The following is a 13,830-nucleotide window of genomic DNA, read 5'->3' on the forward strand; positions in this document are numbered from 1 at the left end:
GGTCCAGTGGTTCAGGTTGGGCGCGATCTCGCTACCATTCGGTCTGCGCGAGCGCGAACGTGGCCGCATAGAACGGGCAAGCCGTGAGGAACGGTTTCAGCGCGAGCGCTGACCTGGCGCCGGCGTCGATGTCCTCGCGATAATGCAATCCCGCGATCATCCGGTTCATCGCGACTCGCGCAGCCAACGCGCTCAATGCCTGGCTGTATTGAGGCAGCAGATCGGAAAGGCACGCGGACGTGAGCGTGCCGATGAGCGCGTGCCCGGCCGGATAGGCTGGATGCCCCGGGACCGGGACCGGCGGATACAGTGTCGGGCAGACCTGGTTTGGTCGCGGCTGGTACCAATAGGGTGGGGCGCCGGCACCAGCCATGTTCGAATACTGAAGCTTGAGCTGGACCATGGTGAACTCGCCGATCCGGGCCATGATCTTCATCAGCAGGAACGTGTGCGGGCGGGATGCGGCATTGATGTTGAGAAGCTGCAGCCAGCGCAGCTGAAAATTCTGATCTTCCTCCACGATCTCGCCGAGCGCTTCGGGGCGCTCCGCGACAGCCAGCACCAGGAGTTCGTCGATCATCTGCGTCGTGACCGGGTAGGTGGGTGGTGGCAGCGCGACCGCCGCCTGCCAGTGCTGGCCGCCGATCTGCTGCGCCAGGAACTCGGGCAGGATCGCCGTGGCGCGCAGATCCGGATCCCATTCCGCTTCCGTGAACTTCGCGTTGTACGCCCGCGGTATGGCGATCTCGGCAAGGGGCCGATCTGCCCGCATCGCAAACACCGGCGTTGCATTGCCGGCGCCCGAGCCACCTGTCCAGTTGCCTCCGAACCAATTTCCTCCGAACCAATTGCCCCCCATCACGGACTCCTGTCGTTCGCTGTGAAATGCACCACGACTTCAGTCTGGCAAACCCGCTTGCCGCAAATGATCGATGAAGCGCTCCCGCAGACCTTCTTTGAATGGACACCTCTCGCTGTAGGCCGAAAGTTGGAAGCGAGGCTGTATTTCAAGAAGCGTCTTGGCGACGGCCCGCGCTTCTGCGCCTCGGCCATTTGCAACATAGGCGGCTGCCAGGACACGCAAGTTGGCGGATAGCCGTCCGTTTAGAGCAGCGGTCTTGCGTGCCCAGACGACCGCTTCATCAAAATTGCCACTGATGTAATGCGCTTGGCCGAGGAACATCAGGTAAAAATATGCCTGTGTGTCGGCCGGCGATAACCGCAATCCCTGTTCAGCGCGCGTGATTGCCGATTGCCCCTCCTCAAGGTAGCCGTACACGCCGCTGCTAAGCGTCCAAGCCATAGCATTTCCGGGAGAAGCGCTCAATGCTCTATCAAAGAGGTCGAGTGCGGCATCGTAGTCTTTGAATAAAAGTGCCTTGGTGTGTCCAAGAACCGCCAACGCGAAGCCGTCGGCCGGAGCACGATCGACCGCGGCGGCGGCAAGACGTGCCCCTTCAGCGGCGTCGGGGCCGCCCTCGGCGCCCCAACCTTGCGCGACATTGTGAATGTGCCAAAGCGCGGCATAGGCATAGGGGGTCGCATAGTTCGGATCCGAAGCGATGGCGGCCTGCAACAATTCGCCCGCTCGACTGAAGTCGAAGAAATTCATGCGATACATGAAGTCGATCGCCTTCATCAGCAACTCATAGGCATTGAGATTGTCCGAACGCTTGCGGAGTGCCCGCTTCAGCTCCGCCTCGCGGACCTGGGGGGCGATACTCCACACGATGCGCGTCGCAATGCGGCTCTGAAACTCAAATAGCTCGGAGACATTTCCGTCATAGTGATCTGCCCACAGCACGATCCCGGCCTCGACGTCCTTCAGTTCCACGCCAATGCGAAGCTGCTTGTCGGCGCGGCGGATGCTGCCGCTCAACACATAACGAACGCCGAGCTCTTGGCCGACCTTCTGGCTGTCGATGGGGCCGGTACGATAGGGAAGCGTGGACGTGCTTGAAATGACGAACAGCCCACGGATGCTCTGAAGCGCCACAACGATCTCGTCGGCCGTTCCGTCGCCGAAGTAATCGTCCTCCGGGCTTCCTTGCGTACGAAACGGCAGGACCGCGATGAAAGGCACCTTGGCCTGGCGGCTCGCCCGGCTCGGCGGCAAGCGTTCGGCTTCCGGTAGCAGGAGAGAATAAGCGTGGACCGGCCGCGAAAGATGCTTGAGCCGGAGCAGGCCGAGGTCTTCGACAGCCACCTCGAGCCGGTCCTTGATCTCCTGAAACATCCCATCTGAAATCACCACGCCGCCGGCCGGCGCTGACTGCTCCAACCGCGCCGCGATGTTGACGCCCTTTCCGAAAATGTCCTCCGATTCAACGATGGTCCGTGCAACGTTCAGACCCATCCGGAATTGTATCTTCCGATCATGTCCTTCTTGGCTCTGTGCCGCGGCGACTTCATGCTGCAAGGCGACCGCGCATCGCGCGGCATCGAGTGAGGAATCGAACGAGGCGAGAAAGCCGTCACCCGTATTCTTCACGATCTTGCCGCGGTAGGAGACGATGCACGGGTTGATCACGCCAAAGCGAAGCGCGCGCAGGCGAATGTGGGTAGCTTCCTCCGCCACCTCGGTCAGGCGGGCATAGCCGACAACATCAGCGGCCAGAATAGCGAGCACGCGCCTCTGCGGCGGCGATTCCCCAGTACTGACCCCCGGATGGATCACCGCTACTGCCCCGCGACGTTGCCGAACGCGATCAGCATAGCAGAACCTGGCGCCATTGACAGCGCTCGCCGGACGCCCTGAATGCTTGAGCAAGATCGACACGTGCTTGCGCGCGGTTGGCCGCTTGTGGCTTGCTGGCCTGCGGCTCGCTGCAGGTGCCCATGCCACTGATTTGCCCGACGGCGCAAGCCCCTTGGACAAAAATATTTCGCTTTATCCGAAGGACAACTCAGTGTATAAATCCACCCATCTCGCCCGATCGAGGGGCGCTTCGCGGTCGTCACGAACGCGGGTCGAGATGCGGTGGACGCCGATTGCGCAACTGACGAGTGCGCATGAGGCGGACGGCGAAATCGTGCAGGCCTGACGCCCTAGTGGTAGGTGTCTCTTCCGATTGCGCAATGCGCGTTGCGAAGACGGTGACAAACAAGCCCAGTCTCGCCGGGGAGAGCACGTATAAGCCGTAACCCATCGCGCAGGGAAGGCCGGGTTGTTTCCGGTTACACCTGTGGTCCTGCCCCGAGCTTTCTACCCCATTGCTCGGGGCCCATGGGTGCGATCGGCACCCGGCTTTCCCTGCGCCCTCTTCAAGGAGAGAGGGCGGAACGACAAGCGAAGCTCGGACAATTCATGTCGCGAGAACGCGAAGCTGCGTCCTCATCCTCGTCGTCCTGGCGAAAGCCGAGGATGCACCGCCATATCGACAAATGGAGAGAGACGCGTGTTCATCTCTATCATCCTCAATCCGCCGCCTGCTCGCGCAGCCGCTGCGCATACACGTTGATGATCAGGGCCGCGAGCAGGATCAGGCCGCGGATCAGGATCTTCAGGAAGCTGTCGATATTGACGTGGTCGAGGCCGTTGTTGAGCACGCCGAGCACGAACAGGCCGACGATGGTGTTGCCGATGCCGCCGCGGCCGCCGAACAGGCTGGTGCCGCCGACCACCACGGCCGCGATCGAATCCAGAAGATACGTGTCGAACTCGTTCTGCTGCGCGCTGCCGAAATGGGCGACGCCGAGCATGCCGCCGATCCCCGAGCAGACCGCCGAGATCACCATCACGGCGCCGAGGATGAGCTTGACGTTGAGGCCGGCAAATTCCGCAGCCTCGCGGTTGCCGCCGACCATGTAGACGTAGCGGCCGAACCGCGTGTAGGTCAGCACCAGATGGCCGCCGAGCAGCATGATCGCGGCGACGATCACGATCCAGGGGATGCCGCCGATCGAGCCCGAGCCGAGCGTCGTGATCAGGTCCGGCACCTTGTAGGCGATCTGGCCGCGCACCAAAAGCGCCGAGACGCCGGCTGCGATCTGCATCATGGCGAGCGTCATGATGAAGGAGGGGATGCCGATCATGGTCAGCCCCAGTGCGTTGACGAGGCCGAGCAGCGCGCACAGCGCCAGCGCCAGCATGATCGCGACGATGCCCGGCATCGGGACGTTGGCGATGTTGACGTAGGATTCCTGCAACGTGAAATACGCCACCGCAATGCCGGTCACGTTGGCGATGCTGGCGATCGACAGGTCGATCTCGGCGCACAGGATCACGAAGGTGAGGCCGACCGCGATGATGCCGGTGACCGACACCTGAGTCAGGATGTTGCCGACATTGTCGATGGTCGCAAACGACGGGCTCGCGATCGCGAAGAAGGCGCTGAGGAAGATCAGCGTCAGGAACGGCGCGATGTTGCGCATCTGCGAGCGCAGGAAGGACGCCAGCCCGCGCGGCCGCTTGTGATCCGCAGGTGCCGTCGCGCTGTCACTGCTTGCCATTATTCCACTCCATTCAGCGCGATGAGCCGCTCATCGCGCTTCCTTGATTTACTTGCGCATGATCCTTTCGGAAAACCGCTTCGCACGTTTCCGGATCATGCTCTACGCCGCCTCCAGCAGCCGATCCTTGCTGACCGCTTCGCCGGCGAATTCGCGCACCACCGCGCCGCGCTTCAGCACCAGGATGCGGTCGGCCAGCGACAGCACCGTTTCCGGCTCGGTCGAGAGCACGATGATCGCCAGTCCCTTGGCGCGGAGGTCGCGCACGATGTTGATGACGTCGTTCTTGGCGCCGACATCCATGCCGCGGGTCGGCTCGCACAGCACCAGCAGGCGCGGCGGGTAGGTCAGCCATTTCGCCAGCGCCACCTTCTGCTGGTTGCCGCCGGAGAGCATGCCGAGATCGAGGCCGACCACCGGCGGCCTGATCTGCAACTGCTCGACCTGGCGCTGGGCGATGGCCCGCTCGCGCATCGGCTTGAGCAGCAGCGCCGAAATCCGCTCCAGGATGCTGATCGAGATGTTCTTGTAGACCGGCTCCTGGTGGAACAGCATGGCGCGGCGGCTCTCCGGCACCAGCGCAACGCCGGCGCGCCGGGCGGCTGCGGTGCTGCGGAAGGTTTTCGCGGCGCCGTCGACCGCGAGCGTTCCGCCGTCGGGCCGCAGCTTGCCGAACAGGATGCGCGACAGCTCCAATTGGCCGCAGCCCATGAAGCCGTAGATGCCGAGCACCTCGCCGGCGCGGGCCTCGAACGAGACGTCCTGCAGGGTGCGGCCAAGCGACAGTTGGTCGACCTTCAGGACCGTCGCGCCGCCGCCGGATTGCGGGAGCATCAGGTCGTCGGTGTAGCTGTGCTCCAGCGCCTCGCCGCCGCGGCCGATCATGGCCTCGATCAGCGCGCCCTTGGTGGTGTCGGCGGAGGCGGTCTCGGCGATCTTGCGGCCGTTGCGGAACACGGTCACCACATCGGAGACGCGCAGGATGTCCTCGATGAAATGCGAGATGAAGACGATGCTGGTGCCTTCGTCCCGAAGCTTCTGCAAGGTCGTGAAGAGGCGTTCGACCTCGGGCGGGGAGAGGGCGGAGGTCGGCTCGTCCAGGATGATGATGCGCGCGCCGGAGAACAGCACGCGGGCGATCTCGATCAGCTGCTGCAAGCCGATCGGCAAATCGCCGAGCCGCGTCATCGGATCGACGTCGATACCGAACCGAGCGAGCTGCTCGCCGGCCTCGCGCGCCATCCGCCGCCACTGCACGAAGCCGAGGCGGTTGGTGGGCTGGTTGCCGAGGAAGACGTTCTCGGCGACCGTGAGGTCAGGCGCGACGCTGAGCTCCTGATGCACCATGCCGATGCCGGCGGCGTGCGCGTCGCGGGTGGAACGGAAGCGGGTCTCCTTGCCGTCGAGCATGAAGCGGCCGGAGAACTCCGGATGCACGCCGGCGATGATCTTCATCAGCGTGCTTTTGCCGGCGCCGTTCTCGCCGACGAGACCATGGATCTCGCCGGCGTGCAGCGCGAAGTCGACCCCACGAAGGGCTTCGACACCGCCGAAGGCCTTCGTGATCTGGTTCAACTCGAGGATCGCCGAGCGTCCTTGCGACATGAGGCCGCGCTCAGATCAGGAAGTGATCCTCCATCCATTGCATGCCGGCGGCGTTGGCCTTGGTCACGACGGGACCGTCGGTGACGACGTTCTTCGGGATGCCCTGGCCGCTCTTCTCGCCGCCGACCACGGCGGCAACGCCCGCGACGATCGCGCCGCCATGGATGCGGCAGGACGGATTGCGGACGGTCGCGAACATGCGGCCTTCGCTGACCGCCTGGATCGCCGGCGGCATGGCGTCGACGCCGCCGATCAGGATGTTGGTGCGGTTGCGCGCCTTCATGATGTTGTAGGCGGCGAGCGCCATGTCGTCATTGTGGAAGAACGCCGCGTCGATCTGCGAGTATTTCGTCAGATAGGTTTCCCAGAGCCGGGCGGTCTTGGAGACGTCCCAGTCGGCGGGCTGGGTGTCGAGCACCTCGATGTTCGGGAACTGCTTCACGACCGAGTTGAAGCCCTTGGCGCGGCCTTGCGCGCCGGTGTGGCCGAGCGCGCCCTGGGTCATGATGACCTTGCCCTTGCCGCCGATCGCGTTGCACAGCGCCTGCGTCACCGAAGCGCCCATGAACTCGTTGTCGGGCGCCAGGAACGAATGGACGTTGATTTGATCGAGCGGCGCGATCAGCGTGTCCATGTCGATGACAGGCGTGCCGGCGTCGATCATCTTCTGCACCGGCTGGGTCAGCGTGCCGATGCCGAAGGCCTGGATCGCGACGAAGTCCCATTTCTGCGAGGCCATGTTGTCGATCGCGGCGCGCTGCTTGACGGCGTCGAGCTGGCCGTCGAACCAGGTCACCTCGACGTTGAACAGCTTGCCCCAGAACTCTGCGGCCTGCTTGCCCTGCGCGCACCACGTCGCCTGCAGCCCGGCGTTGGAGAATGCGGCCTTCAGCGGCTTTTCCGAACGTCCCGTCTCGGCTGCGAGCGCGGACGTCGTCATGCCCATTCCGCCGAGCAGGCCGGCTGCAGCTCCACCTGCGGCCGCCATCTGCAGAAGGTCGCGCCGCGTCGTCGACGCCTTGTCCATCCCCTTGTCGATGCCCTTGTCGATTCGCTTGTCGATTCCTGGCATTGTTTGCTCCCTCATGTTTTTTCTGACCGTCGGCGTCAGTTGCACGCGCCGCGGATAAAGGGAGTGTGTCACAATCGGAACGGCGACGCTACGCCTTCGCGTCTACCAGATGTTTCTATTGCAGCACGACGGCCTCGATCTCGCGGAGCAGCTTGTGCCACGCAGCATTGATCTCCTGCGACCATTGCTCGCCGAGGATGTCGCGCAGGCAGTCCGCGATCACGGCGAAGAACGCGACGAACAATTCGCGCGGCGTGCCGTAGGCGTCATGCGAGAACACTTCCGATTCGATCAGACGAAAATGTCCGTGCCGCTCGCCGACGAAATCGAGGATGGCCTCGATCGTCAAAGCTAGCATCGAGCCTTTCACGGACTCGCTGCCTTCGCTGCGAAACATCGCCTGCGCCTCGGGATGCTCGCGAAACAGGCGCTGGTACACGCGCGGCGTTAGATCATCGCAGAGTGCGGCTGCCAGTTCGAAACTACGTTCGATTGGATTCGCTGATGAGGTCATTGCACGATGCGATCATCACATAAAAAAAGAGCAGGGCTCCAAGCCCTGCTCCAAAAATTGTGTCGACCCTATTTGCCCCAAAAATTCGATTTGATCTTGATTGATGGGGTGACGCTGCTTGTGCGCGTCGGGCTCCTCCCGAGACTTGGACCACCAGGACACACCTCGCGGCTGGCCTGAGCCCGAATTGGTAGACCATCTTTCCAGCCTTGTCACCATTTTCGGCAACGATTGTTCAAATTTCGAGCAATTTGCGAAATGATTGGGATGGCGCCACCGCCGGTTGCGAAAGTCGCTTGAAAACACGTGATGGGGTAAGGGGATACGACCGTGTCGGGACTGCCGTGACGCAAGTGTCACGCTCGGCTAATTCCGTCAGTTGGAAGAAACCGGGCGCGTCCACGATCTCGACTTCCGACGGCCGTGGTGGTTAGGTCCGTTCCGGATGGATTTTGCGATGCGCCGGCGGCTGAAGAATTTTCTGCCCATCGTCCTGGTTGCCCTGCTGGTGCAGATTTTCGCACCGATCGGGGCCTGCTGGGCGGCGAGCCTTGCGCTGTCCGATCCGCTGGCGGCCGCCACCATCTGCCACGGCGACGCCGGTTCCGGAGCCGCTCACGGCGACCAGACCGGTCACGACGCCCATGACGGCTGTTGCTCCGCCTGCAGCGTGCTGCAGACCGGTGCGCCGGTCGATCATCCGCAAGTTGCGATCCAGGCCGTCGAACGCGTGCCGAGCCGGATCTCCTGGCTCGATTTCGCCAGCGAGCTCGATCGTTCGCGGGCGGGCCTCACCGCGCAAGCCCGCGCGCCGCCGCTGTTCTCCTGACCACGTTCCCGCTGCCGGTGCGCGTCCGCGCCGGCGAGTGCCCTTGAACAAGCCGGCCGAACAGCCGGTGTCAGGATTCATCCATGTTTCGGTTTCAACCGCGCGGCGGGGCAGGTGCGCTCGTGCTGGGCGCGGCCCTTTCCACGTTCACGTTCGAGGCGGAGGCGCAGACGACGCTGCCCTCCGTCACCGTCGACGCCCCATCGCCGCGGGCGGCGCGCGCCAAGCCGGCGGCGCCGAAACCGCGCGCGCGGGCGGCATCGGTCCGGCGTGTCCCGAAGCTGGCAGCGGCACCGGCCGTGGCCGCAGCCCCGGCTGGCGGCGCGCGACCAGGAGAGACTCTTGGCGCGACCCGCGACGGCTTGAACCGGGCGCCCACGGGCCAGACCCAGACCACCATCGACCGCAGCCAGTTCGACAACCGGCCGTCGTTCTCGGTCGCCGACGTGCTGCGCGACAGTCCGGGCATCTCGATCAAGCAGGGCAACGGCCCACGCGATTTCGGCATCTCGATCCGCGGGTCGAACGCCCGGAACGGTTTCGGCATCCGCAACCTGGTCATCTTCGACGACGGCTTCCCGGTGACCCAGCCGGACGGCCTGTCGCGCAGCGACCTGATCGATCCGCATGCCTATGGCGCAATCGACGTGGTCCGCGGCCCATCGTCGGCGCTGTACGGCAATTACGCCACCGGCGGTGCGTTGAACTTCCGGACCCGGCCGGGTGGCACGATCGACGGCGTAGAGTACGGCGTCGACGGCGGCAGCTTCGGCTATCTCAACAACTATCTGGCTGCCGGCAAGAAGGTCGGCAATTTCGAGGGCTCGCTGTTCGCGAGCGACGCCCGCGGCGACGGCTATATCGGCAACAGCTGGTTCAACACCCAGACCGTCAATTTCCTCGGCACACTTCAGGTGACGCCGGACGACCGTTTCACGTTCAAGCTGATCAATAATGATCTGACCGCGCGGCTGCCGATCCGCTCGTCGCTCAATCAGTTCACTCAAAACCCGTTCCAGCAGGGCTGCACGACCGGCGCGACCGCCGCGCCGGGATGCGGAACCGTGACCCTGTTCAACAATGGCTTCAACTCCGCGGCGGGGACCGACAAGGAAACCGCGGTCCAGGCGGGCCTCGGACGCGACGACCGCCGCACCATCGTCGGCGGCCGCTGGGAGCACGATTTCGACAACCAGACCACCTGGCGCAACCAGTTCGTATTCGACGACCGCAACATCAGCCAGCCGACGGGATCGACCAGCGCGATCGGCGACTTCCCGTCTTACAACTACATGAGCGACGTGGTCAGGCGCGGCGATATCTTCGGACTGGATTCGACGACTTATTTCGGCGGCTTCTACAACACGCTCACGGCCTCGAGCGACACCCGCAATGTGATGCCGGGCGGCAATGCGACGCTCGGAAGCCTGTCCAGCAATCTGTTCAGCACGACGGCGAATTACGGCCTGCGCGCGCGCGAGGAATTGAAGCTCACGCCTGCGTTGACGGCCATCGCCGGCATCGGCTGGGAGACCACCAAACTCACAGGGCGGAACACCGCCTATACCTACACCGGTGCGGCCGGGGCGACGACCACGGCGATCACGACCGCGGACCGGCAATTCCAGAATACCGCGCCTGAGCTCGCGTTGCTCTACCGGCTCAACAGCGAATGGCAACTACGTGGCCGCGTGGCAACGGGCTATGGCACACCGCAAGTCAGCAACCTGTTCGTCCTGCCGGACGGCACGTCGGGCAACAACACCCAGCTGCGGACGCAGAAGAATCTCGGCTACGATCTTGGCGCCGACTGGACGCCGAACAATGCGCTCAAGGTCAGCGTCACCGGGTTCTACGAATTCTTCAAGGACGAGCTGGTTTCGCAGGCCACGCCAATCTCCGGCGTTTCCTACACGTTCAATGCGCCACGATCGGAGCACCGCGGCGTCGAACTCGCCGCCGACTGGAAATTCCTGCCGGGCTGGCGGTTCACGGCGGCCTATACCTATCTCGACGAGGTCTACACGGAATACGTCGAGAACCTCACCAACGGTGCGGTGTTCAGCTTCAATCGGGCTGGCAACAAGATCCCCGGCATTTCGCCGAACGAGCTGACGACCCGGTTGGGCTATGACCAATTGTCGGGCCCATTGCAGGGGCTCGGCGGGTTCGTCGAAGTCCAGTGGAAGGACAGCTTCTACATGGACAACGCCAATCTCCTGAAGGCGCCGGGCTACGAGCTGGTCAATCTCAATGTTCACTACACGACGGCTCTGATCTCCGACTATTTCAAGTCGCTGAATCTGTATCTCGAGGTGCGGAACGTGTTCGACCGCACTTATGTGGCTTCGGCGAACAACATCGCGAATTCGGTGACCGCGGCCGGCATTCAAAATCCCGCGAGCGTACTGGCGAACGCGACCAACTCGATCTATGCCGGATCGCCGCGCGCCTTCGTGGCAGGCATGAGGATCGCGTTCAAATGAGCAGCGCATCGATGACATACCGCAAGTCTGCGGCTCTGACGGTGTTCGCAACGATGATGCTTGCGGCCCTGCCGAACCTTGCCAGCGCGCAGATGAGCCATCAGCACGCCTCCGAGGCGGCCTGCGAAGACACCAGCCTGCGTTGCGCGAGCAAGGTCACGCCGGCCTTTGGGCCGGACGGCACGTTGTGGCTGACGTGGATCGCCGGAGGCCAGATCTCGGTCGCAAGCTCGAAGGACCAGGGCACGAGCTTTTCCTCCCCGGTGCAGGTCACCCGTGACCGTCTCAACCTGGATTGGGGGCCGGATGCGCGGCCGAAGCTTGCAATTGATGCCAAGGGCGGCATCGCCGTGGCGTTTTCGATCTTTCGCGATCAGGCCTTCAACGGTCAGGTGCTGACCACGCGGTCGACCGACGGAGGGCGCAGCTTTGAGCCGCCGAAGCCGATCACCGCGAACAATGAGAGCCAGCGGTTCGAGGCGATCGGCTTCGATTCCGCCGGCGCCGTGTTTGCGGTGTGGCTCGACAAGCGCAACCGCGTCCCGGCGCAGCAGCGTGGCGAGAAATATGATGGGGCCGGATTGTTCTTCGCCTCGTCGAAGGACGGCGGCGCGACCTATTCCGATGCGCAGCTGGTGGCGGACAATACCTGCGAATGCTGCCGTCTCGCGCTGGCGTTCGACGGCGCAGGCCATCCGGTGGTGGTGTTCCGGAACATCTTCGAAGGCGGTGTGCGCGACCATGCGATCGTGACATTCACCGATCTCGCAACGCCGGGTGAGCTGCATCGGGTGAGCCGCGACGACTGGCAGATCGCGGCATGTCCGCACCATGGTCCGAGCCTGACCATTTCGCGCGAAGGGACGTATCACGTGACGTGGTACACCAATGGCAAGGCGCGCAAGGGCTTGTTCTATGCGCGGTCGCGCGACGGCGGCAAAACCTTCTCCGATCCGATTCCGGTCGGTCAGCCGAACCGGAGCCCGTCGCGGCCGCAAATCATCGCGGGGCCGCGGGGGCTCGTGATGGCCTGGAAGGAATTCGACGGGCAAACGACATCGATCAATCTGATGACATCGCACGACGATGGAGCGACCTGGTCGCCACCAGCCGTGATCGCCGGGACCGTCGACAGCTCCGACCATCCGCTGCTCGTCTCGGACGGCCGCCAGACCTATTTGTCGTGGATGACGAAGGCCGAGGGTTACCATTTTCAAGCGATCGAGGGCGAACCATGACGCGTCATTTGCTCGCGGCTCTTGTGCTGCTCGCGACGCTGCCGTCCGCATTGGCGGCAGGCGAGGGCGCGCCAAAGCCGTTCGAACGCGGCAGCTGGCAAAAGCTGCTGCATACCCATGCCGGTCATCTGACCCTGGTGCATTTCTGGGGCGTGACGTGCGGCCCCTGCAAGGTCGAGCTGCCGCAGCTCGGTCAGTTCATGAAGGATCACCCGGGTATCGACGTCGTCACGATCAGCGCCGATCTGGTGCCGAACCTCCCGGAGGCGACCCGATCGATGCTGGATAAGGCCGGGCTCGGATCGGCCGAGAACTGGATTTTCGACGACGGCTTTGCCGAGCGGTTGAGATTCGAGATCGATCCGACCTGGCAAGGCGACATTCCGCGAACCATGCTGATCGCGCGGGACGGCACGATCACGACGATCGAAGGCTCGGCCGAAATGGCCGATCTCAACAAATGGTCTGAAGCTCAGACCGCAGCAATCCGATAACGCGACGATCTCAACCTGAAAGGAAATCCGCCGCCATGAAAATGCTCTCCCGCATCCTCGCTCTCACCGCGCTGACCGCGGCGCTGGTGTCGACGTCCGCGCGCGCCGAGGACGTCAAGGCCGGCGACCTCGTGATCACCCAGGCGTGGACGCGCGCGACGCCGAACGGTGCCAAGATCGGCGGCGGCTATCTGACGATCGAGAACAAGGGGACGACGGCTGACCGGCTGGTGTCGGGCACAGCCGATATCGCCGGCAAGGTCGAGGTCCACGAGATGTCGATGGACAACGGCGTGATGAAGATGCGCGCGCTCGACAAAGGTTTGACCATCGAGCCGGGCAAGACCGTGAAGCTCGCGCCCGGTGGCTATCATCTGATGATGTTCGATCTGAAGAACCCACTGAAGCAGGGTGACAAGGTGCCGGTCACGCTCGAGTTCGAGAAGGCCGGCAAGGTCCCGGTCTCGCTCGATGTGCAGGCGGTCGGCGCGCAGGCGCCGGGCAGCGGCGATCATTCCGGCCATGGCGACCATTCCGGTCACATGGACATGAAGAAGATGTGAGGCGGCCATGCGGTCACACACGCTCCTCATGGCCACGGCGGCGCTGCTCGCGGCGTCGCCCGCCGTTGCGCATATCACGCTCGAAGGAAAGCAGGCGACGGTCGGTTCGTACTACAAGGCGGTGTTCGCGGTGCCGCATGGCTGCGCGGGATCGGCGACGGTCAAGATTCGCGTGCAGATTCCGGAAGGCGTGATCGGGGTCAAGCCGATGCCGAAGCCCGGCTGGAGTCTCGATACGGTCACCGGCAAGTACGCCGCGCAATACGACTATCACGGTGCCAAGCTCTCCGAGGGCGTCACGGAAGTCGCCTGGAGCGGCGGCAAGCTCGCGGACCAAAACTACGACGAGTTCGTGATGCAGACGTTTCTCACCGACACGTTGAAGCCCAACACCACGCTGTATTTCCCCGTCGTGCAGGAATGCGAGCAGGGTGTCAGCCGCTGGATCGATATCCCGGCCGAGGGGCAGGGTGGTGGGCACGACCATGGCAGCAAGACACCGGCGCCCGGCGTCAAGCTGCTACCGAAGTCGTAAGGCCATGCGGCGGGTCGCAAGCGCAGTGAAAGCAAGTCTTGC

At 63.6% G+C, this 13,830-nt stretch carries 13 protein-coding genes; 7 read left to right on the plus strand and 6 right to left on the minus strand.

All coding sequences use genetic code 11. The features are described 5' to 3' along the window. Positions 1–31: 31 nt before the first annotated feature. The gene (locus ACVINW_RS29700; RefSeq protein WP_456754544.1) at positions 32–859 is read right to left on the minus strand and encodes a phosphatase PAP2 family protein; all 828 of its coding nucleotides are present in this window, start codon (positions 857–859) and stop codon (positions 32–34) included. Positions 860–898: 39 nt separating this feature from the next. Then, complete coding sequence (locus tag ACVINW_RS29705) at positions 899–2,629, minus strand: adenylate/guanylate cyclase domain-containing protein (protein ID WP_456754545.1); 1,731 nt, start codon at positions 2,627–2,629, stop codon at positions 899–901. A gap of 133 nt (positions 2,630–2,762) precedes the next feature. Here ACVINW_RS29705 and ACVINW_RS29710 point away from each other — a divergent pair, with 133 nt between their 5' ends. After that, positions 2,763–3,044 carry a hypothetical protein gene (locus ACVINW_RS29710; RefSeq protein WP_456754546.1) on the plus strand — a complete coding sequence of 94 codons (282 nt, stop codon included), beginning with the start codon at positions 2,763–2,765 and terminating at the stop codon, positions 3,042–3,044. Positions 3,045–3,417: 373 nt separating this feature from the next. On the opposite strand, the gene ACVINW_RS29715 is transcribed toward ACVINW_RS29710, so the two are convergent. The 4 genes from ACVINW_RS29715 to ACVINW_RS29730 form a co-directional block, all read right to left on the minus strand. Beyond that, positions 3,418–4,452 (minus strand): ABC transporter permease, encoded by a 1,035-nt coding sequence (locus tag ACVINW_RS29715; RefSeq protein ID WP_456754547.1) that lies wholly within the window; start codon positions 4,450–4,452, stop codon positions 3,418–3,420. 102 nt (positions 4,453–4,554) lie between these two features. Continuing rightward, positions 4,555–6,057 (minus strand): sugar ABC transporter ATP-binding protein, encoded by a 1,503-nt coding sequence (locus ACVINW_RS29720; protein ID WP_456754548.1) that lies wholly within the window; start codon positions 6,055–6,057, stop codon positions 4,555–4,557. 10 nt (positions 6,058–6,067) lie between these two features. Then, a complete protein-coding gene (locus tag ACVINW_RS29725; protein ID WP_456754549.1) occupies positions 6,068–7,129 on the minus strand; it encodes a sugar ABC transporter substrate-binding protein in 1,062 nt (353 codons plus the stop codon). Positions 7,130–7,244: 115 nt separating this feature from the next. Next, a complete protein-coding gene (locus ACVINW_RS29730) occupies positions 7,245–7,643 on the minus strand; it encodes a globin (protein ID WP_456754550.1) in 399 nt (132 codons plus the stop codon). Between the two features lie 457 nt (positions 7,644–8,100). On the opposite strand from ACVINW_RS29730, the gene ACVINW_RS29735 reads away from it, so the two are divergent. From ACVINW_RS29735 to ACVINW_RS29760, 6 genes are all read left to right on the plus strand, one after another. Further along, a complete protein-coding gene (locus ACVINW_RS29735; protein WP_456754551.1) occupies positions 8,101–8,472 on the plus strand; it encodes a DUF2946 domain-containing protein in 372 nt (123 codons plus the stop codon). An 83-nt stretch (positions 8,473–8,555) separates the two neighbouring features. Further along, positions 8,556–10,958, plus strand: a complete 2,403-nt coding sequence (locus ACVINW_RS29740) for a TonB-dependent receptor family protein (RefSeq protein ID WP_456754552.1) — start codon at positions 8,556–8,558, stop codon at positions 10,956–10,958. Between the two features lie 11 nt (positions 10,959–10,969). Further along, positions 10,970–12,196 (plus strand): exo-alpha-sialidase, encoded by a 1,227-nt coding sequence (locus tag ACVINW_RS29745; RefSeq protein ID WP_456756536.1) that lies wholly within the window; start codon positions 10,970–10,972, stop codon positions 12,194–12,196. After that, positions 12,193–12,690 carry a TlpA family protein disulfide reductase gene (locus ACVINW_RS29750; protein WP_456754553.1) on the plus strand — a complete coding sequence of 166 codons (498 nt, stop codon included), beginning with the start codon at positions 12,193–12,195 and terminating at the stop codon, positions 12,688–12,690. The genes ACVINW_RS29745 and ACVINW_RS29750 overlap by 4 nt, the downstream gene beginning before the upstream one ends. A 35-nt stretch (positions 12,691–12,725) precedes the next feature. After that, complete coding sequence (locus ACVINW_RS29755) at positions 12,726–13,253, plus strand: copper chaperone PCu(A)C (RefSeq protein ID WP_456754554.1); 528 nt, start codon at positions 12,726–12,728, stop codon at positions 13,251–13,253. Between the two features lie 7 nt (positions 13,254–13,260). After that, entirely contained in the window at positions 13,261–13,788 is a 528-nt protein-coding gene (locus ACVINW_RS29760; protein WP_456754555.1) for a YcnI family copper-binding membrane protein, read from the plus strand. The last annotated feature ends 42 nt before the right edge of the window (positions 13,789–13,830 follow it).

The sequence above is a fragment of the Bradyrhizobium sp. USDA 4461 genome (genome assembly GCF_054055655.1).